Below are 26,613 nucleotides of genomic sequence, written 5' to 3' on the forward strand. Positions count from 1 at the left end.
GGGATGTTCACGCCCTCCGTTGACCGTCGCGCCCGGCGGACCCGCCTGACGTTGCTGGCCTTGCTGCTCGTCACGCTGATCGCCGTTGGCCTCGCCGTAGCGCTCCTTATCGCGCATTCCCGGACAAGCCCGCCGCGCATCGCGGAACCGAGCCGGGCGACCGCGCCCGCGAAAGCCACCACGCTAGAGCCCGTTCCGGCTCCTGAACCAGGCTGGGACGTCCTGGCGCAGCAGAAGCTCGCGCTGCGCCCGATGATGCGGCTACCCGCTGAAGCGGCACAGCCCCGGCCGCTGAGCACGGAAGCAGGCCCGGAGCTGAGGATCCCGGAACCGTCGATCACCTCAGGCGTCTGGATCCCCGGCGGGCTGCCGGCCACCGCAGAAGGCGCTCTCGCACAGCTGAAGGCCGCCGATGAGACCGGGACGCGTGGCGGCGACCCCGTCGCCTATGACCGCGCCTACGCCGAGGTCGCCCTGCCCGGGGCTCCCGCGGTCGACCGTGCGGGTCTTCACACGCTGCTGACGACGTTCCGTACACGGGCCGGAATAGCGCCCGGTGAGACGAAACCCGGTCTGACCGTGACCTACGACGTCACGCACGGCCTGGTGAAAGGAACAACCGACCAGGGGCGATACGCGGTGGTCTGTGTGCTTGGCGTCCTTACCTTTGACTACAAAGGACAGTCGACCTCGATGGGCGTCGGTGACTGTCAGGCGATGCGCTGGACAGGATCGGCGTGGCGGATCAGCACAGGGAACCAGGCCGCGATGGCGTCCAGCGCCTGGCCCGGCAGTCTCGAATCCGTGCAGGCCGGCTACCGCAGCCTGGGCGGTGAACCCCGATGAACCCGGAGGACATTTTCGTGTGGCTGGGACAGTCGGCTGGAGACCTCATCGGCGGTCTGGCGTCCAGCGCCTTCGAAGGGGCCATGAAAGGAATCTGGATCGCGGCCTTGTGGCTCCTGCGCGAATCGTTCACCGTCGTCGACAGGTTCTCAACATTCACGTTGTCAACCGAGGAAGGGCCCGTCAGTGTCCTCTGGCCGATGATGCTCTGGCTGGGCGGCATCCTCGCTCTCGGGCTGTTCTTCTGGCAGATCACAGTCGCGGTCCTGCGTGGTGGACGCGGATTCGTCCGCGTCATGTCGGGTCCGTTCCAGTACGGCGTCGCGATCGCCGCCACAGTCGGTCTCGCTGCAGGATTTCTGGCCGCGGCGGACGGAGTTACTACGGGAATCCTCGACTACGGCCTGCACGTGAAAACCTTCAGCGACTCGCTGAATGTCATGGGACTGAACGACGCGGCCTCCGACTCGGTGAAGTCGGTCGTCGTCGGCCTGGCCGGAATCTTCGGTCTCCTGCCGGCCGCGCTGGGGTTCGCGATAGAGATGGTGTTCCGCGAAGCGGCCGTCTATCTGCTGGGCGCGACCATCCCGGTGATCGCGGCCGGGCTCCTGGCGAACGTGACCTCGTCGTGGTACTGGCGCGGTATTCGCTGGATTCTGGCGGCCATCATGCTGAAACCTGCGCTTGCGTTGGTCCTGGTGATCGGCATCGCGATAGTCGGTGAAGCGCAGGGCATCTCCGGCCTGCTGGCCGGTATCGCTGTCCTGTGGATGGCGGTGTGGATACCGCTGGTGCTCTACAAACTGTTCGCCTTCGTCGACCCGAACACGGGAGCGGGAGCTGCCGTGCGTGACGCGTTCTCCGATCAGGGAATCGACTCCTACGGTTCCGGCAGCCCCGCGGGAAAGGCGTATCAGGCCGCCAAGAACAAGCTCTTCGGCGGCTCCGACGACGACAGCAGCGGCGCGGACGATTCCGAGCAGGCCAACACAGACCGCTTCGACTCCTCAATGGACGACGATGCCGACCCCATCGCGGATGGCGACGCCGATGACGCGAGCGGGGGATCGGGCGGGGCCAAGGACAACCGAGGCGGGGCACCCGGAGAGGAGGCTGCCGGCGGCGATAGCGATTCGCCACCCATGCCTGATCCTGCTCACACGGCAGAGGAGGCAGCCGACCCCGCTGCGGGTGCGCAGGAGAGCTCAGAGGCGTCGGTGCCGGAGTCCGCCGAGGGGACGGCGGGCGTACTGCCGGAAGCCGCTGCCGCCTCAACCGTCGAAGCCGCAGCGGACGACGACAGCTGCGGGGATGACGAGGAAGGCGATCCCGAGGCCGGAAAGGTGGTCGAATGAGCAGCCGCATCTACCGTGGCCTGTCCCGGCGCGAACATGCTGGCTGGATCCTCGGGCTGACGCCCGTACAGGCTCTGACTTGTGTCGCTCTCGCCGTGCCTGTGGTGATCACCCTCGCTGCCGGCGAGATCACAAGAGCTCTTCTGATCGGATGCGTCAGTTGCCCGGTGGCCGCACTCGTGGCTGTGCCGGTACGGGGGCGGACCGCGGCGCGCTGGCTCGCTCACCTGATCCTGTTCCATCTCGGTGCCGCGCTCGGGTGGACGCGGTGGCAGACCCGCGCCGCCACAGCGCAAGTCAATCCCGACGAGCCTGATCTGCCCGGCGCTTTGTCTCGTGTGCGATTCCCGGACGGGCCACCTCTGCGAGATCAGGGCCGGGTCTGCCTGATCCACGACACCGGCGACGGTCGCTGGGGAGCCACCGCCCGCCTCACGCACACGGGTGTCGCGATGCTCTCCGACGCCGAGTGCGAGCTTCTCGCGACGCGTCTGGGCAATCTCCTACAGGCCCTCGGCCAGCGCCAGATCGTCGATCGGCTCTCGCTGCTGGTGCGGACCGTGCCCGACGACGGAGCCGAGTACCGGGCCTGGAGGGCCCGCAACGAAGTCACACCAGCACCGCCGCTCGCGCTCGAGACGACCGGTGAGTTGGACCGCACGATCGGGGCCGCTTCAGTACGTCACGAGGTGTTCGTGACGATCAGCGGGCGCGAAGACATACTCCGCCGGCCCGCGACCGCGGCCGGTGGCGGCGTCAACGGCCGAGCCGTCGTCCTCTACCGCGTGCTGGACAGCCTGGACGAACGCCTCCGGGCACTCGGCGCGCACAACGTGCGGTGGCTCTCGGGCGGCCACCTCGCGGAGGCGATCCGCACCGGCTTCAATCCAGCCACGGCGACCATTCTGAGCGCCGGGCACCATAGCCACGAACGGCGTCAGGAGTCCTTGCCGTGGGCGGCTGCCGGACCGACACACGCACCTGCTCCGTCGGCCCGCGCCTACCACCATGACGGCTTTTCGACAGTCTCCTTCTCGGTGCTGATGCCACACCGCGGCACGGTGTTCGGATCCCTCGGCTCGCTGCTGGCGGTGCGGACACCGGGAGAACGACGCAGCCTCGCCGTGCACTACGAGATCATGCCCGCCCACCGAGCCCGGAACGCCGTGCGCGGCAACCGCTTCCAGACCCGCGTCATGCGGGACTGGAAGGGCAGCAAGGGCTTCGCCTCGAGTGCCGAAGACAAGCAGGAGGCCCGCCGCGCGAGCGTGCAGGAAGACGCGATCGCCGCAGGCCACGGCATGGTCCGGTTCGCCGCCGCCGCCGCGGTGACCGTGCCCGCGACCTGGTCGATCGAGGACCACGCCGCCCGCATCGAAGGCGCGGTCGCCGGACGGTTCCGCCTGCTGCGGATGGAACTGGCCCAAGACACCGGTTTCGTCGCCGCGGTCCTGCCCCTCGGAATCGGGCTACCTCGGCTCCGTGGAGGTGGATGGTGACCCGGCACAACACCTTCCGTGAACGGTCCGCGACCGACCTGCTCACCACGTTCGGCACACCACCGGAGCCACGGAAACCCAGCGAACCGGCCACGCTGCGGCGCGAGCCGGTCAACCGAGCTGCCGCACCACGGCAAGGACACCGCCGGCCCGGACACGGCTGGTCACCCGTACCCGCTCAGCTCGCCGTGTATCAGGCCAGCACACACGAAGTCGGCGGCCTGTTCCCGCTCCTTGCCTCCAGTCCGATGCCCGCCATCGGCGCCCGGATCGGCTACGACGTATCCGACGGCGGCGCTTTCTACTGCCATCCCGTGGAAGCGGTGCTCCGCGGGGCGTGTACCAACCCGAATCTCGTCGTCTTTGGGGAACCAGGAAGAGGAAAGAGCTCCACGATCGTCGCGTTTCTGCTCAGGATGCTCCCGTTCGGAGTAAAGACCCTCATCAGCGGCGACGTCAAAGGCGAGTACACCCCGGTCCTGAAAGCGCTCGGTTTGACACCGATCGTGCTGGGCCCCGGTAGCCCGGCCCGGATGAACGCCCTTGATCTCGGCCCACTCACGTCCCGTTGGGACAGGTGGACCGCAGTACGCCAACGCGAAGAACTCGCCGGAGTCCTAGGCCGGTGGGTGCAGCTGCTGACCGCGCTCGCCGAAGCACAGGGCTACGCCGCGACCGTCACCGACGAGGCCATGCTTTCCGCCGTCCTGCGCCGCCTCATCGGTGTGACCGACGGCAATACGAGACTGCGCCCCATCACCGTCCCTCACGTGCACCACGAACTCGCCGACCCCGACGCTGACCTCTGGCGTGAGGGAAGGTTCGCCGACCGGCGGCAGTTCCTCGACGAGCTGCGCCCGATCACCGACGCGTTCGCCAACTTGATCTCCGGCCCGCTCGCGGGCCTCTTCGACGCGCCTACCAACGTCTCCGTCGATTGGGACGCACCCGCGCAGTCGATGGACCTGTCCCGGTTGGACGGCCGTGGCGACAAGGCGGTCGCCGTCGCGTTGACCTGTCTCGGTTCCTGGTCAGCGATGGCCACCGACCTCCAGGACGACGGCGAGATCCGCATCATCGTCCGCGACGAGGTCTGGCGCCAGATGCGCCTGGGGCTACGAGCCCTGATGACCTTCGACGGCGAGCTGAGGCTCTCGCGGAGGCAAAAGAAGATCCAGGTCGCGCTACTGCACAAGCCAAGCGACTTCCTCACCGTGGGCGACGCTCGCTCGCAGGAAGCCGCGATCGCCCGCGACATGCTTGCGCTCTTCTCCACACGAGTCCTGTTCGGACAGTCCACTCGGGTTGCGGACGAGATCGGTGACGCACTGTCCCTGGCAGGTAAAGAACAGCAGGCCATCTCCGGCTGGGCCAACCACCGCCGTGGTCGTGCCCTGTGGAAGACAGAGAACCAGATCGGTCGCAAAGTCCAGACCGTGCTCAGCAACGTCGAGCGCCGTCACTTCGACACCAACATCCAGCTGCGGGCCAGTTCCCGCGCGAACCGGTAGCCGGCAATGGACTTCTCGCGCACCAGCGTTCTCGCCACCGCGATATCCGCGGTCGTCCTGCAGGTCCTCGCCCCGATCACCGTAGTCGGGCTCGTTCTGGTAGCCGTGGCGACTCCACCCCGGATCTGCGAACCACCCGAGACCGGGATCGGCCGGATCGTGAAAGACCCGACTCCCGCACCGTCGGCCGAACAGCTGGAGATCGCCCGGACCATCGTCACCATCGTCCGGCAGCGCGGCTTGCCGCGCCGCGCCGCAGTCCTGGCCATCTCCACCGGTCTCGTCGAATCCAAGCTGGCCAATCTGACCTACGGCGACCGCGACTCCCTCGGCGTCTTCCAGCAACGACCGTCCCAGGGCTGGGGAACGCCCGCGCAAATCCTCAACCCCGTCTACGCCACAGGCGCGTTCCTCGACCGGCTGGTCTCGATCCCCCACTGGGCCACCTTGCCGCCGGGGCAAGCTCAGCAACTGGTGCAGCGATCTGGTTTCCCCGAGCGATACGCCCCGCGCGAACCCGAGGCAGCGAGGATCGCCGACGCCGTCTGGAACGACACCCCACCACCCGCGACGCCAGCAGACCAATCCGCTGAGACACCCACGGTGCCCGCCGGTTGCGGTGACGACGGTGGCTCGAACATCCCGATCAGCCCCAAAACCGTCGATCGCACCACACTCCCCGCGGAATTCCAGCTTCCGAGCGAGCCACGACAACGAGCTGCAGTGGCCTACGCGCTGGCCCAGCTCGGGAAGCCCTATATATGGGGCGGGAAAGGCCCCAACGGGTTCGACTGCTCCGGCCTCATGCTGGCCGCGTGGGCTGCCGCCGGAGTCGCGATCCCAGCCGGAACCGTCAGCCAAGTCCATGCCGGGCGCGCCGTCCCAGGAATCAGCCAAGTCCAACCCGGCGACCTGTTGTTCATCCCCGGATCCCTCGGCACCCCGGCCAACCCCCGCCACGTCGGCATGTACGCCGGGCACGGACTGATCGTGAACGCGTACGACTCCCGCACCGGCGTCATCCTCGAACCACTCTCTGCCTGGACCGGCAAGATCGTGATGATCCGCCGCGTCGCCGACCCCAGCATGCCCTCCCCGCCACCGGGAGGGAGTCCGTGGACGTGACTCAGACGCTGACGGTGCTACCTCCCCAACTGTGGGAGGGAGGGGCATGCCATGCCCCGCAAACGCACCGACACACTCACCCTGGACCGCGACGTCGCGCTGATGGCACTGCTCGCCGCCGCCATAGCGGCGCTCTGCGCGCTTACATCGGTCCTCACCGCCGGCGCCGTGATCACCACGGGAATCCATACCGGACGGTGGAGCTGGCCCGACCCTGGTGACTGGCCCGCGTTCGCGGTCCGGATTCTGCTGCACCCCGGCGCACCCGGAGAAAGCCTCACCGAACCCTGGCACACCGGCTTACTCGGCCAACCTCTGTTGTTCTGGCTCGTGGTCGCGCTCGGGATCGTGGGGACGACCGCGCTGGTCCTAGCAGCGGCTGTACCGGCATGGCGCCTGCTCGGGCCTACCGAGCCCGGCCACGCCTCCCGCCGAGATCTCCGCCGCACCCTGTCGATCCAGGCCGCGCGGAAAACCGCGGTCTGGACGCGGTCGGATCTCAGCAAATCCCAGCGGCGTTCCGCACCCGTCGAGCAAGTGGCGGTGCCGCTGCACCTCGGCCCCGCCAAACAGCGGCTGGTGACATCACTCGAGACCCCCACCGGCACCATCGCGCCGACACGATCAGGCAAGTCGCGCACGGACCTGGTGCACAAGGTGCTCGCAGCCCCCGGTGCCCTGCTCGCCTCGACGACCAAAGACGACCTGGCCGAATGGGGCCTGCTGGCACGTACTCGCCGCCCGGACGCCGGCCCGGTGTGGCTGATCGACGCCACCGGGACCGTGTCATGGCCGGCGAAAGCACGCTGGTCCCCAGTGACGGGCTGTGCCGACCCCGCGGTCGCGCTGCGCCGTGCGGAAACCTTGATCGAGGCGTCCGCGCTCGGTCTGGAGGAGGTCGGCGGCAACGACAAGGTGTTCCGCGGCCGCGCCACCATCGTGATGCAGGCCTATCTGCTCGCCGCCGCGTTGCACCACCGCACGGTCGCCGACCTCGTGGCCTGGTCGATCACCAAGCCGCCCGACCAGGAACCGGTCGACCTTCTGCGCGCGACTCACCCGGAGCTGGCGTTCAACCTACGCAGCGAGATCGGCATGGTCGCCGAAACCTCCGACGCGGTGTGGATGTCCGTGCGCAGGGCGATCGAGCCGTTCATGAACCCCGCGATCCGGCATTTCGCCACCCCCGGGCCGGGCGAGGAACTCGACATCGACGACTTCCTCGCCCGCCACGGCAGCCTGTTCGTCATCGCAGGCGAGCACCAGGCGCCCCAGGCCCGTCCGGTGCTGACCGCGCTGACCGAGCAGATCCTGACCACCGCGCAGGACACCGCACTGAGGCAACCGCGGCGACGCATGGAGCCGCCGGTCACCGCGATCCTCGACGAACTCTTCGCCGGAACCCCCGTACCCAGGCTCCCCGCACTGATCGCCGACTCCGCCGGGCGCGGCGTGTTGATTCACTGGTCCGCACAATCCCGGTCCCAGCTCGACGGACTCTACGGCGAGCCGGGCCGCCTCCAGCTCATCGACAACACCCTGACCTTGACGGTCTTCCCAGGGTTGAAAGACGACAAAACCCTGGAATGGCTCTCCACTCTGTCAGGACAGCACCGTCGGCGCACCTACCAGCACCACAGCGACGGCCTGCTCGGAACCGGACGGTCCGCGACCGGCACCGAAACCGTGCCAACCTACCGTGCCGGCGACATCCGCACCCTCGACCGCGGACGCGTGCTGATCCTGCACGGCAACCTGCTGCCGATCCTCGGCCGCACCACCGACGTCGAGCAACGCCCAGATTGGAGCCAGCTCCAAGCCGACGTGGCCGCGATCCGGGGCGGCAACACCCTGGCGATCACCAGCGACGGCTACAACCGATCTGCCCTGCCTGTAGACAGGGCACAGGCCAATACCAAATTCGTGACACCGCGATGAACGACGACGACGAGGACATCGCCACTCCGCGGCCAAACCGCGACGACCACGGCGCGCCGCGGTCGCGCGCCGAACTCGACGGCATGATCGAGACACTGTGGAGCCAGGTCCCGGCCCAGCAAGCGGTCATCGAGCTACTCCAGAAGAAGATCGCCGCGCTGGAAGACGACCAGGGAGACAAGGGAAAGCTGGCTTCCTGGCTGACGTTTCCGCCGCCCCCAGCGGCCGAGGACAAAGAACATCGCGGCGAGTCATCGCTGTTCACGATCGGCTACTTCGTCCACTACTACAACGCCGTCTACGTCGGTAAGCCCGGCACCCGTGCGATTCCCATTCCGGACTGCTGGCTTGAACACCCCGCCCTGATCGCCGAACTCGCGACCCTGACCTACACCTGGCGCGCCGCCCATATCGGCAAGAACGCCAACCCCCGCGACGCGCAGTACTGGCACGACCGCTGGCGGATCGGGTTCGCCGAACGCCTTGCCGCCGAATGGGTCCACCCGCACTGCCTCAACGACGGTCACAAAAGCGTGGGAGCGGCACCGCTGCTCGATCGCTTCGCCGTGAGCCAGGAGGAGAACTCAACCGCCGACAACTCCGCGCGAACTGGTGAAGGGGCTACAACACAGCGTGTCGGCAAGGACGGTACGAGCGCGGCCGAACACGCTCGCGCTGTCGACTGAGCAGCCCACGCTCCCACAGTGGACAACACCCCTCCGGAGCAATCGCCAGAGTGCGCAGACTTCAGGAAGACCCGGTTGACACTGTCTGGGATGAGCTTCCGGCCACGCGATAGCGAGCTAAACTAGCACGGTCATGCTTCGATGCTGTGGAGGTCCGCGATTGCGTGAATTCTTCTGGGGTTTTGAGCTTTCGTGTCGCAATGTTGTCGCTTGCCACCGTTGTTAGACCATCACGTTGCCAGTCATAGGACCGCGACAGCAGCACAGGCGTACAGCAGGTTGTTGCACTGTCGATTGTTGAAAGCCGCGTCCCCAAACGACCGATAAGCGGCATGAGCGTGAGTTGCTTCATCGCCATGGGTTGGTGCCCGATCTGTGGTGAGTGCAGTGACGCGGTCAGCGATTCCCTTATAGCGGTTTCAAGCTGCACGGCGCTTTCGCGCAGAAGGCCTGTCGCGACTGGACGAACCGTTGGCCCGCGTGAAGTATCCGCGTTTCACGCGGGACACCATTGCATACCCCTCAGGATCCGGTAAAGATCTGGCCCAGCAGCGTGAAGCGGCGGGCGTGGGTGATCGATGGGCTCTTGCCGCGCGGGTGCGAGGCTGGGCGACAACTTGACGACGCGAAGGAGCTCGCTGTGGCCTCTGATGCCCTTGAACGACCGGTGCCGACGTCGAGCGGGCCGGGGCAGCCGGTCCTTAAGCTGCTGGACAAGGCTATCGGCTTGCAGACACCGCTGGTGCGCAAGAACATCGCCCGGGCCCGTCAGCGCAACCCGGATGCGACACCGTCGGAGGTCGTGCGCACCCTGGAGCGGATGTACGTCAGTGCCCTGGCGGGCACAGGGGCCGCGGTCGGGGCCACCGCAGCCGCGCCTGCCGTCGGTACCGGGGTCGCCCTGGCGTTGTCGGCGGGCGAGGCCTTCTCTTCGCTCGAGCTGAGCACTCTGTTCGTGCTCTCGGTCGCTGAGGTCCACGGTGTTCAGCTGGACGAGATCGAACGCCGGCGGACGCTGGTGATGGGGATCCTGCTCGGCCAGTCAGGCTCCACGACCATTGTCGGTAAGGTCGCCGAGCGCACCGGTCAGCACTGGGCCCGCCAGCTCGTCAGCAAGGTGCCCACGGCGACGCTGCGCCAGATCAACAGTGTCCTGGGCAAGAACTTCATCACCAAGTACGGCACCAAACAGGGCATCATCGTGCTCGGCCGGGTGACTCCGTTCGGCATCGGCGCGGTGATCGGCGGTGGCGCCAACGCCACGGTCGCAGCCCTGGCAGTCCGAGCCGCCCGACGCGCGTTCGGCCCCGCGCCACAGTCGTGGCCCGAGACGCTGGATCCCGTGCCTCCCGACTCAGAGCTATCGGATCGTTGAGCGCGTTGTCAGCGGCTTGCGCTGCGGCATGAGAGTGTGTCAGTTCCTTTGCGCGAATCCATCCATCATGCAGATGTTGATGTTGGGCGACGGATGCTCCTGCTAGCGCCCACAGTCGGAACGTGTTCTCGCCCGATCACCTTGGCCAGATCCTCGACGGCGGCAAGCAGTCACACTGGATGCTTCGCCTCGAGCCGTGCTCTACTTGCCGTAGTCTTCGGTGCTTGTCTGCGCGAGAACGTCTAGGAGGTGGCGGGTGCGGCAGCGGTCGGCACGCCGATTTTTTGTGACCATGGCCGTCGACAAGTACCAGCATTTGCCCGCAGACGGTCAGCTGCGGCGAGCGTCGATGGATGCCATGCGAATTGCTGCTTTGCTGACGCCGTCCGGATACCTACAAGCACTGCCAGGGCTTGGTGAATATTCGGCAGTTGAGCATGTACGCACGAAACTAAGTGACTGGTCGAAGGACGTCGAACTCGGTGGCGACGACACCGTCGTCTTTTACTACGCTGGTCACGGCCTCGTTCAGGAGCGCGACCGGCACTACCTGATGTGTTGGTCGAGCCGCGAGGATGACCCGGACGCGACTGCGTTGCCGACCGAAGACCTGGTCCGAATTCTCACCCGCACCGGACTGCGGAACTTATTGGTGGTCCTCGACACCTGCTACGGCGGAGTTGGGGCGGCAGACGGCGTCCAGCTCGTGTTGCGCACGCTCGCCCGCCGGTTCGACCACACTGGCAGCTCAAGCGGTGTATGGGTGCTTTCTTCAGCGCGATCCCGGGACGAGGCCGAAGACGGTGCGTTTGTCGACTGCTTCGAGCAGGGGCTCGCGGATGCCCGGGCCCGCACCGGTCAGCGGCAACGTTACCTCGATCTCGGCTATCTCGTCGAGACGGTCAATCGCCGGTTCGAGCAGCGCCAGTTGCGACAGCGGGCCGAGCTTGCTGCTGGCGTGGTCACCGGCGTAGCACCGTTCTTGGACAACGAGGCCTACAACCCCGACCTACCCAGCGGAGATACTGACCTCACGCTACAGCGTCGGTTGGCCAGAGGTGAACTACACGACCATTTCGGCCCGCGTGCCCGTGGGGTCGAGTTCGACTCCGAGCCGGGACTCTATTTCAGCGGGCGTGAGCGCGTGATGAGCGAGCTGGTCGCCTGGCTCACTGGTGCCGACGACGACCGTGGCCGCGCAGTGACCGGTAAGCCCGGGTGCGGAAAGTCGGCCGTGCTGGGGCGAATCGTGGCAATGTCCGATCCGACATATCGGCAGGACTTACTGAAGGAAAAACATCCGGCCGCAGCGGAGGTGATGCCACGTCTAGTGGCCGTTTGGGTGCACGCCCGACACAAACTCCTCCCCGAAATCGTCGAGCGGATTGCCACGGACCTGAGCATGGCCGCAGACAGCCCAGGTCAACTGCTTCGGCAGATCAACCAACATGCGGCTGAGCACGGGTCCATAGTGATCGTCGTTGACGCACTCGACGAGGCCGGGGCGGGTGCAGAGAGCGGCGGCAAGCATGAGCCTCGCCGGATCGCCCGCGAGTTATTGCGTCCTTTGTCCGAGATCTCTGGCGTGCGGCTTCTGGTCGGTACCCGGCGTGAGCTCGTGAGCAGTCTCGGCGCCGACATGGTCGTGCTGGACCTCGACGAACCGCGTTATCTCGGCGACGAGGACATCGCCGGCTACGTCACCAAGGTGCTACTCGCCGAGAATGAGCCCGATGTACGAAGCCCGTATCGTGGGCGTCCCGAGCTCGCCCGACAGGTAGGCGAAGCAGTTGTCCGACCGTGCCTCCGGCGTCTTTCTCGTCGCCCGTATGACCGCGCGAGGGCTGCGTAAGGCTGATGCACCAGTCGACGTGACCGTGCTTGGCTGGCAGGACGCACTGCCCAGCGAAATCGACCAGGCCTTTGAGGCCTACCTCGATCGTTATGGATCGCATCGCAGCCGAGTCCGCTCGCTGCTCACGCCGCTCGCTTTCGCTGAAGGCCAAGGTCTACCAAGGGGTGTGCTTTGGCTGAACATCGCCGCTCGCCTGGCCAACCGGGACTTCCGTGAGGAGGACGTCGACTGGCTCCTTGACGAGGCGGGAGACTATGTCGCCGAGGTGACCGACAACGGCCACTCGGTCTACCGCCTCTACCACCAATCCCTCGCCGAACACCTGCGCGCCAACTATCACTCGGACATCGCCGAAGCCCAACGCCGCATCGTCGATGCCGTCCTCCCGACTATCCCCGCGAGATCGGGCGGTGCGCCAGACTGGTTCGCCGCACACCGTTACCTCCGTGCCCACCTGTCCACCCATGCTGCCGCCGCAGGACGCCTCGACGAACTTGTCGAGCAGCCCGGCTTCCTCCTTGTCGCGGAACAGTTGGCCTTGCTGAAGGCTTTCGCGAAGGCCGTTAGCGAGTCCGTTGTCGCAGTGCGCAGCGCATACGAGCAGGCGGCGCACCAGCTCGTAGAGTCGGTTCCGCTGGCTGAACGTGCCGCGTACCTTCAGCTGTCTGCTCGCCGATGTCGTGCCGATCACCTGGCCGATCGGATCGACGTGTCCATGCCCTGGCGAGCTGAGTGGGCTTGGTGGTCCCTAACCGGCGCGCATCGACAACTCGTCGGTCATGAGTCTGCGATCCGCGCGGTGTCGACTGGGTCCATGGACGGACGTGCGGTTGCGGTTACGGGCGGAGCTGACGGCACGGCGCGAATGTGGGACCTGATGACGCGCCGTCCGCTTGGCGAACCGCTCGAGCCAGGAAGTGATGCCGTCACAGCGTTGGCAATACGCGAAATAGCCGACTACGTCGTTTTGGTGACCGGTGGTGACGATGGACGATTGGCGGCGTGGGACCTGTCAACTGGGAAAATGCTCGGCCAACCTCTGGAGGGTCACACGAACTCAATCACCTCTGTCGCGGTCGGCGTCGTGGCGGGGAAGACGATCGCGGTCAGTGGGAGCCGAGACGGTACGGCGCGGGTGTGGGATCTTTCCGATCCGTCGGCTGGAGTACAACAAGGTATTCCTTTCGTGAAGCATCGTAGCGCTGTGAATGCGGTAGCTCTGGCTGAACTGGACGGGGCAATGGTTGTCCTGTCCGGCGGGGACGACAAGCGGGTCCACGTGTGGGATGTCGTAACCCAAGAACAGCTCGGCGAGCCCCTTATCGGACATACGGCAGCAGTCTCCGCACTGGCAAGCATCGGAAGAACTGTGGTCACCGGGAGCAAGGATCAGACCATTGGCCTCTGGGACCTGCGCACACGCCAGCAGATTGGGGAACCTATTGTCGCTCACCAACAGGGAGTGCAGGCACTGGCAGCTGGGGAGTTGAACGGGGTTCCGGTTGCGGTGAGTTGCGGACAGACCGACGCGAAAGTATGGAATCTGGACACGCGACGACTGATCGGCCAGCCGCTGGTGGGGCATATCGGAGTGATTCGAGCCGTCGCTTTCGGCACCGTGGATCGGACCCCGGTTGCAATAACGGGTGGAACCGACCGCACCGGCCGGATCTGGGATCTGAATGCGGACCAGCCATTGGCCGGCCATACCGATGAAATCGTAAGTGTAGCCATCAGCAGGGTCGACGGCCGATCACTTGCAGTGACCGGCAGTGAAGACACCACAGCCATTGTGTGGGACCTTGAGCGCGGAGTTCAGGACGGCTCTCCTCTGAGTGGACACCGCACCCCGGTAACCGCAGCGGCGCTTGGCACTAATGACGGTCGACCCGTTGTCGTTACGGGTGGCGAGGACGCCGTGGTGCACATCTGGGATCTTCTGACGAGACGACAGGTTGGGCCAGCGCTTCGCGATCACACTGGACCGATAACGGCATTGTTACTCGGCAACGTCGACGGTGCTGCCGTGCTGGTGACCGGCAGCAGAGATGGCACGGTCCGGCTGTGGAATCCGACAACAGGTGCCACGCTCGGTGAGCCTCTATTGGGTCATAATGCCGACGTCCAGCATATGATCTTATCTGAGGTAGACGGTAGACCGATCGTGGTAGTAGCGTCGTGGAGTCATATCACCGGCTGGGACTTTCGAACGCGAAAGAAGCTAGATCTCGATTCTTCGGTGTTCCACCGACAGCGCGTGCTTGCAATCGGATATGCGGATCGCAGAACGGTTGCCATTACTCAAGCGAATGACAACAGCCTGCTCAGGTGGGACCTCATTGCCGGTTCGACAATCGGGGACCCGCTTGTCGCTCATACCGGCCCCATCGAGGCGGCGGTCATCGGCGATCGAGCCGGAGTTCCGGTAGCCCTGACGTCAAGTTACGACGACCTGACCGTGCGGATCTGGGACCTGCAAAACGGCGCTGAACTGGGCGTGCCATTAACCAGGGACGAGTACATCAATCCTGCCATGGCCATCGGTGTGCTAACCGAGGGTGCTGTCGCGGTGACGCTGGGGAGCAACGAGGTCCGGCTATGGTCCCTAGAGACGTTCCAGCAGATTGGTGAGCCACTCTGTGGAGCCGACATCGGCGTGCGCTCGCTGTCCTTCGGCACCGTAAGCGGACAAAAGGTGATCGTTTGTGGGTGCAGTGACGGCCGTGTCCGGATTCGTGACCTCGTCTCTGGTCAGCAGGTCGGGCCGCTGCTTAACGGCCATTGGAACATGGTGTCGGGCTGTGTGGTGACAGACGTCGATGGGCTGGTTGCCATCACCGCCGACCGTTCCGTAGCTCGCATCTGGGACCTGACGACCTACCGTGAGCGGTCCCGCTGGACACACTCGGAAGGAGGCGCGGAGAGTCTGCTGGCGCTGTCACGGTGTGACGGTCGTCAGTTGGTGGTCACTACAACGAACGCCGAAGCCCACATTTGGGAGCTGGCGTCGAAGGTGCACCTAGCCGAACTCGCGGGCCACACCGGTGAAATCTGCGCGGTCGCCACCGCCGAGTGCGGCGACGTCCCCATGGTGCTCACTGGTAGCCGAGACACGACCGCAAGGCTCTGGAACGCACGGACTATGGAGCTTGCATGCGCACCTCTAATCGGTCACGGAGGCGACGTCAACGCGGTCACGTTCGGCAAACTCGACGGTCAGTCGATCGCGTTCACCGGAGATGACGACGGCGTCGTTCGCGGTTGGGATCCACGCACCGGAGATCACATGGACGTGCCGATACCCGAAATGTCGGACTGGGTAACCGCGCTGGCCTTCGGGACGGTGCAGAACAAGCCGATTCTCGCTATCAGTGCCGCCAATGGCACCATCCGTCTCTGGAATGGGTTCTCACGAGAGACCGTCGCCGAGATCCAACTGCATACCGCCCCGAACGATCTCGCGATCCATTCCGACGGCTACTTGTGCGTCGCCACGGCAATGGGGGTTGTTGCGTTGCGGTTCGGAGACGGGGTATGAGTAGGGTGGTCTTGGTGCACGGAGTTGCCCAGCAGTACAAAGGGTCACAATCGCTCAAAGCTGAATGCGCGCCAGCGTTGTGTGACGGGGTAGTGCTAGCAGGGGGGCAGCTGAGCGCGGCCGAGATATCAGTCGCGTACTACGGAGACATGTTCCGGCCAGCGGGGCGTTCAATCGCGACGCCGGACTATGACGCTTATGACGTCATTGACGAGTTCGAGCAGGCAATGTTAGCGCTCTGGTGGGAGGAGGTTGCCGAAGGCGAATTGGTGCACAGAGGGCGTACGCCATCGTGGGTTCAGCGGGCCCTCTATGCGCTCAGTCGGGTCGAGTTCTTCAGTGGGCTGTCGGAGCGAATTCTGATCGGGAGCTTGAAACAACTGAGGATATACTTCACCGAACCGCGCGTACGCGACCGGATACGGCAACGGGTGTTGGACTCAGTGACGGCCGAAACGCGGGTGCTGGTAGGCCACTCGCTTGGGTCGGTCGTTGCATACGAGGCACTATGCGCTGAGCCGGACCTGCCGGTAACCACCTTCGTCACCCTGGGCTCGCCATTGGGGATTCCGAACCTGGTCTTCGATCGGTTGGAACCTGAGCCGGGCCGCTGGCCAAACGTTGACACCTGGACGAACATCTCCGACCAGAACGACATCGTCGCACTGGTCAAGAAGCTTCAATCACCGTTCGGTGCGATGGTGGCGGACATTTCCATTCATAATGGCGCGAAAGCGCACGACGTGCGGCCCTACCTGACTGCTCGGGAGACCGGAGGCGCCATTCGACGCGGACTCGATCCTAGTAAAGTCTCCTAAGTCTAGAATCGTCGATAGAACGCGTTGCTTGCGCTGCCTTATATGATACCGTGCTTGACTCAAAATGACGCCTGGCCGTGAGCTCTATAGTTACTGGATCCGAAATGTCTATTGGAGACGAATTGCGTACTCTATTATCGGTGAAATTCGAGGAGTTGGCCTTGCTTTATGCGCGTTTGATATTAGTAATGGATGGCAGAGTAGGTTGATCTGACCGCGACGATGACGACGCTGCTCGCCATGGCCAAACATTCTCAATTCGGCAATAGTGGACGTTCGACAGCCGTTGCCATGATCGTTAAACAAGGTGGATTCGGAACGTTCTCTCGGTGAATCACCAACTGTCGGTGGCCCCAGGACTGGCGACGTGGTGGTTTTACAACTGAGGCACACGGCTGCGATGTCTCGCGCGTCTTTTTCCGGAGGGCCTGAGGCGCAGTAGATTTGGCCGCGCTCTATGTCTTGGATCTACGGGAACGACCGACCTGCAAAGCTGTTGTGGATCAGTAGCCTATCCCGTCGTGCAGGTCGTTGCTCCGACCGTTGTGCAGATCGTCGAGTTCCTCTTCGGCTTCGTCGCGTTGTGTCGCGTCTCGGGCGTCGTCGTCCTCGCGCAGTGTCGCGGTCTTTTCTGCGACATTGCTGCGGAATTCGTCGGTGAGTGCGTCGCGGGTATCACGACGGGATTCGAGGGTGAGCATGGCGTCGGATTCGATGTCTTCGGGTTCGGGGGTTGTCATGAGTTGCCTCCACTGGGTTGTGATTTGTTGCCATGCTTGGGCTTTGGGGCTGTTCCCGGCTGGTTGGGCACCGAGTGGGGGGGCGGAGTCGGTGGTGGTGATTCCGTAGGTTTCACGATACGCCGCGGCCAGGGTGGCGGTCTGATCCCAGCGTTCTCCTTGATCGGGTTCTTCGGGGCGTGTACGGAGAAGGGCGGCCCATCGGGGTGGTTCGCGGACGATTTGGTCGCGAAGTTGATCGGTCCGGGCGGCGATCTCGGCGTTCAGCGCGTCGAGGCGGTCGAGAGCGCCTCGGTAGTCGACTGTGTGCCCGAAATCTGGTTGGGCTTGCCAGGGCAGCGCTGGTTGTTGCCCGTCGCCGTCACGATGGCGGTGGGCGAGCGTGGCGACGAGTGCTTCGCCGATCCGGCGATAGTCGCCCTCGTTGTCGCCAGTGGTGTCCGCGGCGAGACGCGCGACGGTGTCGGCGAGTGCGGTGTCTGCGTCGAGCCCTGATGCCGCCCCGCCGGCTGCGTGCCGCCACACGATGCTCCACTGCTGATCGGTCACGGGCGCGTCGGGCAGGTGCTGGGTGACTATGCCGGACCAGCGTTCGATCTGAACGTTGGTGGGGATACCGATCCGGGCGGGTGGTTCCTGCTCGCTCGTATAGGTCGATACGCGTTTGGCGAGCACGGCTGCCGGATCGGCTGCCCAGCTGAAACCGGTCGGGTCGACTAGTTTGCGCACGAGCCGTTCGGCCTGCCAGCCCTGGTCCTGGGCACGGGAGAGCGCGCCAAGCGCGGCTGGTTCAGCGCCGGCGTTGATCGCATTGGGCACGTAGCGGGCGAGAATGTCGAGGTAGCGGTCTTCGTCACCGTCGCGAGCGTGCAGGTCGTACTTTCGGACGAGCACGTTCAGCGGCTCGGTGAGGTAGTGGGTTTCGACCGATTCGAACTCGGCGAACACGTCGTCCAGGTCGAGTTCTTCGGGCTCGGTGTCCGTATCCGCCGGGCCGGTCGTTGTGGGCGGCCGCCCTCGGCTGTCCCAGCGGGCGCTGAGGGTGTGCCACGCTTGTGCTCGCGCGCCGTGGCTTCCGGGGGCCTCGCCGAGCGGCAGTGCGGGGTCGTTGTCGGTGATGTGGAACGTTTCGCGGTAGGCGGCGGTGAGGCCGACGAGGTCGTCCCAGCCTTCGGCGTCGATCGGGTTGTCCGGTCGTGGGCCGAGCTGCGCGGTCCATTGTGGTGGTGTTCGTATGGTTGCGGCGCGGAGGTTCTCGACGCGGGAGGCGATCGCGGTGTTCAGGTCGTGCAGGTATTGGGCATGGCCGGGATGATGGCGGACGTGGGCGAAGTCAGGACGGGCAAGCCACGGGACTGCCCGTTCGTGAGCCTCACCGCGGTCGCTTCGGCGGTCGATCTCCGCGGCGAGTGCGGCGTCGGCGTAGCGGTCGTCGGGCATCGGGTCGGGAACGTCCGGTCGGGCCGCGAGCTGGTGCGCGACGACTGTCAGCGCGGCGTCGACGTCGAATCCGACGGCCAGTGCGCCGGCTGCGCGCTGCCACACCCGGCTCCATTGCGGATCCTCCACGGCGGTGTGCGGGGCGATCGCGTCGACGATGCCGCGCCATCGGGTGACGTCGGCTCTCTGTGGCGGCGCGGTCGGGGCGGGCGGCGCGTTGTTCTCGACGTAGGTGGCGATGCGCTTCTGCAGCACCGCGCCGGCGTCGTCCGCTTTGCCTAAACTGCTGCGTCCAAGCGTGGCGGCGACCAGGTGGTCGGGTTGCCAGCCGAGGTCGTGAGCATTGCGCAGGGTCTGGATCAAGGCTGGTTCGCTGTCCAAATCCACTGTGGAGGGTGCGCGGCGCGAGAGCACGGCACGGTAGCGGTCGTCGTCGCGGTAGCCGGCGGTGTAGTTGTAGCGCAGGACCAGCGTGCCCATCGAAACGGCTTCATTTTGCTCGTCGCGCAGAGTTTCGGTGGCTGAGATCTCGGCGCCGGAGTGCTTGAGCACGCCGGTGAGCACAGCCTCCGGGGATTGCGGTTCGGGGGTTTCCTGATGCTGATCGATGACATGGTGGTGGGTGATCACGTACAGGAAGTTCTTCAGCATCGCGCGGGTGACGCCTGGGTAGAACTGTTCCCGGGTCATAGAGGGCGGAACGAGCAGATGTGCGTTACCGGTCGAGGTCATGCCTTGCACGCGGTTGACTGTGCTGGCGTAGGCGAGCTCGACGTGGGCTTGGACGTAGCCGGCGGGGAGAGTGATCGTGCCCTTGTGCGCGCGGTGCTGCACGGTGATCCGGCCGTCGCGGTGAATGGACTTGACCGTCCAGACGTCACCGTTCTTGACGAAATCCTTTCCTCCGAACAGCGATAGCAGCCGTTGGTTGTGGCGGGTGACGACCCAGTCTCCGACACCGGCTGTTGTCGTGTCGTGCAACGACACTTCCCGGCCGCGGGTGAGGTCGCCCCGGCGGAGCCTCACGTCGCGTGCTTCGAGATTGAGTGCGACGGTGTCCTCGTTCGTTGGCACGATCAGCAGCGACTGCACTCCGCGGTCCAGATCATCTCGCCAGCTGGAGTGCGCGGCGTCCCGCATGGTCTCCAGCGACCCTTCGGCGACGCGACGGTTCTCGAAGTAGTACTTCAGGCCTCCTGGATCCGCGTTGCGGATCCGCAGCGATGCGGCGGCCTGATCGAGGCGGTCAGGGCCTTGGAAACGCACGATCTCGTGGAAGCGCAAGGCGCCGACGTCGTGGGCGATGAGCCGGATCGCGCCCCCGGCTTCGACCGCGGCGAGCTGCGCGTCGTCACCGATGAGCCGGACGTCGGCACCCCTGCGAAGCGCGTACGTGACGACCGCGTGCAGCGTGTGGGTACCGGCCATGGCGGCCTCATCGATGATGACCAGGTCCCCGGCCCTGATCGGGAACGCGCGATGGGCGAATCCGAGGCGCTGTGTCGTGGTCAGCTGGTGCAGCGTGTGCGGCCCAGCGCCGATCGCGGCACCCAGTTCCTGCGCCGCTCGCGCGGACGGCCCGAAGGCGTAGACACGGTGTCCGGTGCGCCGCCACGCGGTCGCCAGCACCTTCATCGCTGTGGTCTTGCCCGCCCCCGCGGGTGCGAGAGCGAGCTGCAGGCGCCGGCCTGAACGCGCGAACTGCTGCACCATCCGTGTCTGCCCGGCATTGAGTCCCTTGCCCGCCAACGCCTTGTCGACGGTGTCGGCCCGCAGCCGGTGCCCGCCGCCGCGGCGAGCCCACGCGACCAAATCACTTTCAGCGGCGAGCGTGGCGGTGGTCGTGTAACGGGTCGAGCGGTGTTCCACGAACACCGACTCTCCGTCACGGCGGCGCAGTGACGCCGGTTCAGCGACCGCGACCGGCCCGGCCAGCGCAAGTGTGTCCGGCTCGGCGAGAACCGCGTCGACCACGTCGTCGACGACCTGCTCGCGTTTGTCCGACGGCATAGCCAGGTGCGCGGACTGCCGGTGCGCTTCGGCAGCGAGGTTCCACCAGGAGAAGTGCGCGTAGTTGTCGGAGACCACCGCGCGGGTCTCGCGGGCCAGCGCAGCCACGTCAACCGGGTCGTGCTCCTTCAAGCCGGTCAGGAGCACCCGGCGGCCAAGCACCTCGAGCAGGAGGGAGGAGACGACGGTTTCGGCGTGTTCCCGCCACACCCGGATGTGCTCGGGCAGCGTCCTCGGTGGCTGCTTGCCCGGGCGGTTGTCGTACTGCGCTGCCCGGTCGATCGCGAAGATCTCCTTCGGTGTGGGCTCGCGACCGTGGGACTCGGTGAACTCGACGATCCGCTTCGCGCGGGCTGCTTCGAACTGACGGTGACGCTGGGAGAACGCTCTCACCAGATCGACCGGCACGCCGGCGAGTTGCCACACCGGTCGTTTTACGTCGACGCCTTCGGCGCCCCGCTGCGTCCACGACGCGCCCTGCTCGCGAAACAGATCACGCAAGCGGTTGTCGAAGTACTCGCTGGCAGTGACAGTCGCGGCCATGACGGTCCGCCCGTCCAACGCGGTCCATTCGCCGTCATCACCGCGTTGCACCTTGGACGAGATCAGCGCATGGATGTGCAGGTGTGGGTCGGCAGCGCGCGAATCCCAGTGTTCAAAGAGTGCGGCGGTGATCCCGTTGACCTCAACCTGTGCCTCGCCCATGGTGCCCCGGCGCGTGAAAGCGACGTTTCGCTCCACATAAGACAAGGTGTCCCTGGCGGCCTGGCGCACCATACCGGCGATCAAGTCACGCTCAAGCGGATTGGCCATGGCCCACGCGATAGACACGGACTTGTCCGGCGCGAACACCATCTCGAACCCGGACACAGCTGACTTCAGACCGCGCTTCTGCTCCGCCAACCACTTTTGGAGCTCCTTCTCATCGTCGGGGCCTCTGCCCTTGTTGGCCTCCTGGAAGGCCTCGACCTGAACACCGTGACGTAGCTCAGAGCGCTTCCCGGCTGGGATCGGTGCGCCGATCGGGCGGTTGTTCTCGCGGTTGTAGTCCTTGTACGCCTGGGAGACCTGGCTCCGCATGTGGTCCAGGCCGGAGTACTGCGGAAACCTGCGCCCAAGGCGTGTCGCTCGCAGAGCCTCCTCAGCCGTGGCGCCGTCGGCGATCTTCTCGGCCTCGATGGCGTCCGCGTGCGGGTGCCGGCCTTCACCGAAGAGCGCGTTCATGTGCGCAGCAGTGACCTCGCCGGAGAGTCCTAACGCGACTGCTCCGGCGCCGAACCATTGGCCTGCCGGGTAACCACGGGAGAGGTAGTAGTCACTCAACAGCTCGCCGGGTTCGAGCTCCCGGTCGCGATCAGCGCACGCGACCGAGTTCGTGAGGTACTCATGACCACCAGGGCTCAGCTTGCGTAAGCCCATCACTGACCTCCACCCTACGCCGAAAAACAGGCGCCGCCCACCCGGTTCAGATCATCTGCAAGACGTGCTGTGTGCGGGGGTGGGTCCGGGAACGGGTGAGGTGGGGGCGGTGGGGGTGTGGGTGGCGTGGGCGCGGTGGGGTGGCGGTGTGGGGCGGGTGTGGCGTGCGGGGCCGGGTGGGTTGGTAGGTGCGTGGTGGCGGGTGGGTGAGCCACGTGTGTCGCGCGATCGCGCGACACACTCGCGTGCATGGGGCGCCCATCGGGCGGCCCCATGCACGCGCAAAAAGCGGCCGTCGGTCGGGTGACCGGCGGCCGCTTTGGCTGGCGTGACGTGCTATTGCTGAGTGAGGTAGGCGATTTCGCGTCGGATGGTGTCGGCGGTGACCACGTCGGACACGGTGCCTTGCGCGCTGGTGGCCCATTGCCCGTGTCGTGTCAGCAGTTCGCGGAGGTAGGCGGCGACCGGCGCGGGCGCGTCGGTCGGGATCATGTCGGCTTCGGTGAGGCGCTGGTCAATCTCGCCGAGTAGGTCATCAAGCGTGCGCACGGTGGCGGCTCCTGGAAAGGGGCCGGGCACCCGTGCGGGTGCCCGGCCGTGCGGATTCAGGCGGCGGCGAGTGCTGGCACGGCGTGCGGGCTCGCTTGGAGGTTGCGCAAGACGTCCACCGCGTCAAGCCCATAGAGGGTGTCCACAATGGCGTGCGCGGGGTTCGGGCGCTGGGCGGCAAGCGCGATTTCTCGCCGGATGACGTCCAACGGGACCCGGTCGCGGTCGAGGCATTCCGCGCATCGGCCGTCGTCGTCGGGGTCGCGGTATTCGGCCGGTGTGCGTTCGATATTGCAGGCTGCACACAACGCGTCGGTGATGATGGCGCGGAGTGCCAGGCGCTCGTGATCCTGGTCGGACACCCAGAATCCGGTCAGGTCGCTGACGGCGTCGCGTGTGTCGTCGTGGTCAAGCTGGCGCATACGCTCGCGTTCGTAGGCGTCTACTGCGCGTTCGTCCTTGCGGACCACACCCGCGCTCGGGATCGCGCGCACGATCGCCCGGTAATGCTCGTCGAATTGCTGTTCGAGTTCGCCGACGGCGAACCTTTCCTGTGCGCGCTTGTCTGCGGTGGGACGCGCTGCTGTGGCGGTGCGCACCTGCGGGGCGGGTCGCTGTGCGGCCTCGGCTTCCCGGCGGCACGCGTCGGAGCAGTAGGGGAGATCGGGTGTGCTGGCAAGGTTCCCGTCACAACTCCCGCACCGGTGAGACTCGTCGGGAGTCTCGGCCTCGATGTGTTTCTGTCGCTTCTCGGTGCGGGCGCGGGCGATGCGTGCGCGTTCTTTGCTGGCGTACACGCACGCCATGAACAGCGCGCGGTTCTGGTCATTGAGGCTCGGCCAGAGTTTGTAGCCGGTCTGGATGGCTTCAACGATGGCAGGGTGGTCCGCGCTCGGGTTGCTGAGCAGGCTTTCGCACGCGATGTAGGCGTGGCGGTGCTCGTCTTGGGTGGCGGCGTTGAGCCATCGCAACGCGTTCGCCGCGTCCTTGATACGAGGCGGGGTCGCGTGAAGCATGACGGTGATGTCGTTCGGCTCGGTTGCCACGATGTCGTGGCGGGACTCGGTCGAGAACACGCACCGGTTGTACAGCTTGCGTTCGAGTTCGCCGTAGCTGTCCCATGCGGCGTGTGCGGTGCGTACGGCGCCGAGGATGTCGGGTGTGACGGGCCTGTCGGTCTTGAGGAGTGCGGCGCATGCCGTGAGGATCGCGGGCGGCTGCTCGGTGCCGTTGGTGAAGACGTGCCGGAGCTCGGTCAAAGCGGTGCGGATGCGCGGGGGTGTGGATTCCAGCGCTCCCACGATCTTCTCCATGCTCACGCGCTGATTGTGATGAATGATCGAAGTCATGATAAGAGTTCCTTACCTGTCTTTTCGAATTGCCCGGGTTTGTCGTCCCGGGCGCCTTGCAAGGTCAATATTAGTTAGTGTTTCAGCAGGTCACAAGCTGAAATGGGTGTGTTCAGACTTCTTTCTCCGCCAATTTAAGGGCGTATTTCTGATCGGGGAAACATTTATTTCCTTGGGTCCATTTTGTGTGACTGAGGCGTCGCTAGTCGTATGGCTGCGTGCTGCCTCGGCTGGGTGTAGAGGTGACCGGCTGCTGAGTGGGTGGTGGGTGGCCCCGGCGCAACCTGGGGCAGGCCCTCGGCCTGCCCCTTCATGCCTGTCCTAGGGAGCAAGGGGACCCGAATGCAAGGGTGGGGCCTCAAGATGTTTTTTCGGGCACGCTTTTCGGTCGAAAAAAGATCTTGGGGTGCCCTTGTATTTGGGGCAGCGACCGGCACAATGCCGGGGCCACCCACCACCCGCGGAGGGGAGGTCACGTGGACAAGGTGTCCACCGTCAGCGGACAAGACATTCACTCGTCGGCTAGCGGGAGTGTCCGGACGCGTGGCGTCTCATGCGGTCAGTATCCTGGAGGGAGCGCGCCGTAGGGCGACCTGTCCCATCGGCGGCGCGTTAGTGGGGTCGCCGCGATTTTTGTCGGCCGCCGCTTCGGCGGAGGTAGTCCTTCGGGACTGTCGCGGCGGCACCCGCGTCCCTTCACATCATCCTGAGCCGGAGCGTGGCCGTCGGCTGTGGTCGTCGCGCCCGGGTGGTGGAGTCGTTACGGTAGCCTCGATGGCATGACCGCAGCCCTCCCCAGCGGGGAGGATCGGCATGGACGAGAAGAAGACGACGGCGCGACGGCGGAGGCGGTCGACGGCGACGCTGGAGCGCTTGGAGACCGCGCGGCAGCGGCGAGTGGCGCAGCTGGAGCGGGCGCGGGAGAACGAACGCCGCGTGGACGAGGCACTAGGCCCGTTCGCGGAAGCGGAGACGGCGATCGAGACACTCAAGCGCAAGCGCGACGAGCGCGTCGCGGCGCTGCGGGAGCAGTTGGAGCGCAAGCTCGCCGAGCTTGACGGCGTGAAGGCGGCGAAAGCGGCGGAATGTGACCGGCATGCGGAAGAGGTCCGCGCCGACGTGGAGATGGAGATCGCGGACTGGCGGCGCGTGATGGCCGCGTCGGTGCTGCGGATCCGCGAGGCCGATGTCGGTGTCAGTGAGACGGCGACCTTGCTGGGGTTGTCGCCCAAGGACGTGACCGCACTGACGCGGGAGGGCCTCGACAGCGATGCGGTGGCGGCGTCGTCGGCCGAGACGCCGGCGGTCCCGCCGACTTGCGCGAGGGTGGGCGACGGGCTGGGCTCTCGTGCTCCGGAAACTCGTGCGCCGCAGGCACACGACGAGCCCGGCGAGCGAACGATGACCACCGACCCGCCGGACCTGAACGACGTGAGCGCAGAAGGCGGCCGGGGGACCAGCGACCAGGACGACCGAGGCACAAGCACGCTGGAGTGACTAGGCCGGGCAGGTGAAGGGTGGTGGGTGGCACCGGAGGGTGCCGCCCACCACCCTGTCGACGGTCAGGAGGTGGCGGACTGCTGGCGTGCCCGATACTCGGCGGCGCGGCGAGCGTGCGACTCGACGGAGAGTCGCTTGCGCCACCGGTAGTAGACGACCCCTCCGGTGATTCCACAGCCGAGGATGAAGCAGATCGCCCACTGTGCTGGCGCGTCGCTGGCAGCGAGGTTGTCGATCTGCCCGAGGAAGAAGTAGCCCGGCATGGCGATGAGCCCGGCGAGGACGAACCGCTTGTATCGCTGTGGCATCTTGGGGCGGAGCGTCTTGCGGGTCCCGTAGGCGACGACGACTCCGGCGAGCGCCCCGATGACGAGCGCGCCAGGCAGGGCCGCGAGCGGTGACGGGTCGGTGAACACGGTGGCGAGCATGGCGAGATAACCGACCGGCACCGAGCCGCAGAACACGCCGGCGCCGCTGGCCAGGATGAGGCCGGTGAAGGTGATGCCGTAGCGGGTGCTCATGATTCGAGCGTAGAGGACCGCGAGCACGCTAGAGGGTGATTTTCTGGCCGGTTTCCGCCGCGGTGACCGCAGTGTTCTGGGCGGCGGTTTACGCATCGCGGATCCACATGTCTAGGTCTCGCCCTCGGGTAGCCGTCCAGAGACGACGGGGTATTCGCCGCCACGAAGCCAGAGGGTGCCCCAGGCCGGCACGGGGCCTCGCCCGGCGTGACGCAGAAGGTAGGTGGCGAGGTAGCCGAGCGCCAGCCGCTCGGTGGGGATGGTGTGCTCGGGCTCCGGTTCGAGCTGGCGCCACAGCCGCTGTGGTTCGTCCGGGATCGCCCCTGTGGAGACGAACGAATACGACTCGCCGTCGGCGCCGAGGTAGCAGCGGGCGGCGACGATGCGGGCGAGGGGATCGGCGGCGCGGTGTTCCAGTCCGGTATGTGATCCGAGGTGGGTGCGTAGGGCTGCCTGGATGAGGTGTGCGTCGGACACGCCGGTCTCCGGGGAAGCGGAAGATGGACTGCACGAGAAGAGGCCGGTGGGCCGGCCGGAAC

General features: G+C 65.8%; 17 protein-coding genes. 12 read left to right on the top strand and 5 right to left on the bottom strand.

Translation table 11 applies throughout. From position 1 onward, the window contains the following. The first annotated feature begins 3 nt into the window (after positions 1-3). The 11 genes from ACLJRL_RS28865 (at position 4) to ACLJRL_RS28915 (ending at position 16,546) form a co-directional block, all read left to right on the top strand. Positions 4-846, top strand: coding sequence for a hypothetical protein (locus tag ACLJRL_RS28865; RefSeq protein ID WP_410659455.1), 843 nt, complete (start codon positions 4-6; stop codon positions 844-846). After that, positions 843-2,201 (top strand): hypothetical protein, encoded by a 1,359-nt coding sequence (locus ACLJRL_RS28870; RefSeq protein ID WP_410659456.1) that lies wholly within the window; start codon positions 843-845, stop codon positions 2,199-2,201. Before ACLJRL_RS28865 ends, ACLJRL_RS28870 begins: the two co-directional genes overlap by 4 nt. Beyond that, positions 2,198-3,700: an SCO6880 family protein gene (locus tag ACLJRL_RS28875; protein ID WP_410659457.1), complete on the top strand. Its 1,503-nt coding sequence runs from the start codon at positions 2,198-2,200 to the stop codon at positions 3,698-3,700. The genes ACLJRL_RS28870 and ACLJRL_RS28875 overlap by 4 nt, the downstream gene beginning before the upstream one ends. Continuing rightward, positions 3,694-5,211 (top strand): ATP-binding protein, encoded by a 1,518-nt coding sequence (locus ACLJRL_RS28880; protein WP_410659458.1) that lies wholly within the window; start codon positions 3,694-3,696, stop codon positions 5,209-5,211. Before ACLJRL_RS28875 ends, ACLJRL_RS28880 begins: the two co-directional genes overlap by 7 nt. Positions 5,212-5,217: 6 nt before the next feature. Next, positions 5,218-6,336, top strand: coding sequence for a C40 family peptidase (locus ACLJRL_RS28885; RefSeq protein ID WP_410659459.1), 1,119 nt, complete (start codon positions 5,218-5,220; stop codon positions 6,334-6,336). A 51-nt stretch (positions 6,337-6,387) separates the two neighbouring features. After that, the gene (locus ACLJRL_RS28890; protein ID WP_410659460.1) at positions 6,388-8,274 is read left to right on the top strand and encodes a type IV secretory system conjugative DNA transfer family protein; all 1,887 of its coding nucleotides are present in this window, start codon (positions 6,388-6,390) and stop codon (positions 8,272-8,274) included. Next, positions 8,271-8,960 (top strand): hypothetical protein, encoded by a 690-nt coding sequence (locus ACLJRL_RS28895; protein ID WP_410659461.1) that lies wholly within the window; start codon positions 8,271-8,273, stop codon positions 8,958-8,960. The genes ACLJRL_RS28890 and ACLJRL_RS28895 overlap by 4 nt, the downstream gene beginning before the upstream one ends. Positions 8,961-9,600: 640 nt before the next feature. Continuing rightward, the gene (locus tag ACLJRL_RS28900; protein ID WP_410659462.1) at positions 9,601-10,335 is read left to right on the top strand and encodes a hypothetical protein; all 735 of its coding nucleotides are present in this window, start codon (positions 9,601-9,603) and stop codon (positions 10,333-10,335) included. A 292-nt stretch (positions 10,336-10,627) separates the two neighbouring features. Beyond that, a complete protein-coding gene (locus ACLJRL_RS28905) occupies positions 10,628-12,187 on the top strand; it encodes a caspase family protein (protein ID WP_410659463.1) in 1,560 nt (519 codons plus the stop codon). Further along, positions 12,126-15,728, top strand: coding sequence for a hypothetical protein (locus ACLJRL_RS28910; protein ID WP_410659464.1), 3,603 nt, complete (start codon positions 12,126-12,128; stop codon positions 15,726-15,728). Before ACLJRL_RS28905 ends, ACLJRL_RS28910 begins: the two co-directional genes overlap by 62 nt. A gap of 149 nt (positions 15,729-15,877) precedes the next feature. Further along, entirely contained in the window at positions 15,878-16,546 is a 669-nt protein-coding gene (locus ACLJRL_RS28915) for a hypothetical protein (RefSeq protein ID WP_410659465.1), read from the top strand. A gap of 503 nt (positions 16,547-17,049) precedes the next feature. Here the strand turns inward: ACLJRL_RS28915 and mobF are convergent. The 3 genes from mobF to ACLJRL_RS28930 form a co-directional block, all read right to left on the bottom strand. After that, a complete protein-coding gene (gene mobF, locus ACLJRL_RS28920; protein WP_410659466.1) occupies positions 17,050-22,155 on the bottom strand; it encodes a MobF family relaxase in 5,106 nt (1,701 codons plus the stop codon). Between the two features lie 336 nt (positions 22,156-22,491). Then, positions 22,492-22,704, bottom strand: coding sequence for a hypothetical protein (locus ACLJRL_RS28925; protein ID WP_410659467.1), 213 nt, complete (start codon positions 22,702-22,704; stop codon positions 22,492-22,494). 56 nt (positions 22,705-22,760) lie between these two features. Further along, on the bottom strand, positions 22,761-24,053 hold the full coding sequence (locus tag ACLJRL_RS28930) for a hypothetical protein (RefSeq protein WP_410659468.1): 1,293 nt from the start codon (positions 24,051-24,053) through the stop codon (positions 22,761-22,763). 813 nt (positions 24,054-24,866) lie between these two features. Between ACLJRL_RS28930 and ACLJRL_RS28935 the strand changes: the two genes are divergently transcribed. Next, positions 24,867-25,550, top strand: a complete 684-nt coding sequence (locus tag ACLJRL_RS28935; protein WP_410659469.1) for a hypothetical protein — start codon at positions 24,867-24,869, stop codon at positions 25,548-25,550. 65 nt (positions 25,551-25,615) lie between these two features. On the opposite strand, the gene ACLJRL_RS28940 is transcribed toward ACLJRL_RS28935, so the two are convergent. Both ACLJRL_RS28940 and ACLJRL_RS28945 read right to left on the bottom strand, forming a co-directional pair. Then, positions 25,616-26,074: a hypothetical protein gene (locus ACLJRL_RS28940; protein ID WP_410659470.1), complete on the bottom strand. Its 459-nt coding sequence runs from the start codon at positions 26,072-26,074 to the stop codon at positions 25,616-25,618. Between the two features lie 111 nt (positions 26,075-26,185). Beyond that, entirely contained in the window at positions 26,186-26,551 is a 366-nt protein-coding gene (locus tag ACLJRL_RS28945; protein WP_410659471.1) for a hypothetical protein, read from the bottom strand. Positions 26,552-26,613: the final 62 nt, after the last annotated feature.

The organism is Amycolatopsis sp. lyj-112 (genome assembly GCF_046549055.1).
GTDB lineage: Bacteria > Actinomycetota > Actinomycetes > Mycobacteriales > Pseudonocardiaceae > Amycolatopsis.

What these genes read in the sequence shown, in the direction of transcription:
- ACLJRL_RS28895 (WP_410659461.1), top strand. Translation starts at nt 8,271, where the DNA reads ATGAACGACGACGACGAGGACATCGCCACTCCGCGGCCAAACCGCGAC.
- ACLJRL_RS28870 (WP_410659456.1), top strand. Translation starts at nt 843, where the DNA reads ATGAACCCGGAGGACATTTTCGTGTGGCTGGGACAGTCGGCTGGAGAC.
- ACLJRL_RS28940 (WP_410659470.1), bottom strand. Translation starts at nt 26,074, where the DNA reads ATGAGCACCCGCTACGGCATCACCTTCACCGGCCTCATCCTGGCCAGC.
- ACLJRL_RS28880 (WP_410659458.1), top strand. Translation starts at nt 3,694, where the DNA reads ATGGTGACCCGGCACAACACCTTCCGTGAACGGTCCGCGACCGACCTG.
- ACLJRL_RS28865 (WP_410659455.1), top strand. Translation starts at nt 4, where the DNA reads ATGTTCACGCCCTCCGTTGACCGTCGCGCCCGGCGGACCCGCCTGACG.
- ACLJRL_RS28915 (WP_410659465.1), top strand. Translation starts at nt 15,878, where the DNA reads ATGTTCCGGCCAGCGGGGCGTTCAATCGCGACGCCGGACTATGACGCT.
- ACLJRL_RS28890 (WP_410659460.1), top strand. Translation starts at nt 6,388, where the DNA reads ATGCCCCGCAAACGCACCGACACACTCACCCTGGACCGCGACGTCGCG.
- ACLJRL_RS28875 (WP_410659457.1), top strand. Translation starts at nt 2,198, where the DNA reads ATGAGCAGCCGCATCTACCGTGGCCTGTCCCGGCGCGAACATGCTGGC.
- ACLJRL_RS28935 (WP_410659469.1), top strand. Translation starts at nt 24,867, where the DNA reads ATGGACGAGAAGAAGACGACGGCGCGACGGCGGAGGCGGTCGACGGCG.
- ACLJRL_RS28905 (WP_410659463.1), top strand. Translation starts at nt 10,628, where the DNA reads ATGGCCGTCGACAAGTACCAGCATTTGCCCGCAGACGGTCAGCTGCGG.
- ACLJRL_RS28885 (WP_410659459.1), top strand. Translation starts at nt 5,218, where the DNA reads ATGGACTTCTCGCGCACCAGCGTTCTCGCCACCGCGATATCCGCGGTC.
- ACLJRL_RS28930 (WP_410659468.1), bottom strand. Translation starts at nt 24,053, where the DNA reads ATGACTTCGATCATTCATCACAATCAGCGCGTGAGCATGGAGAAGATC.
- mobF (WP_410659466.1), bottom strand. Translation starts at nt 22,155, where the DNA reads ATGGGCTTACGCAAGCTGAGCCCTGGTGGTCATGAGTACCTCACGAAC.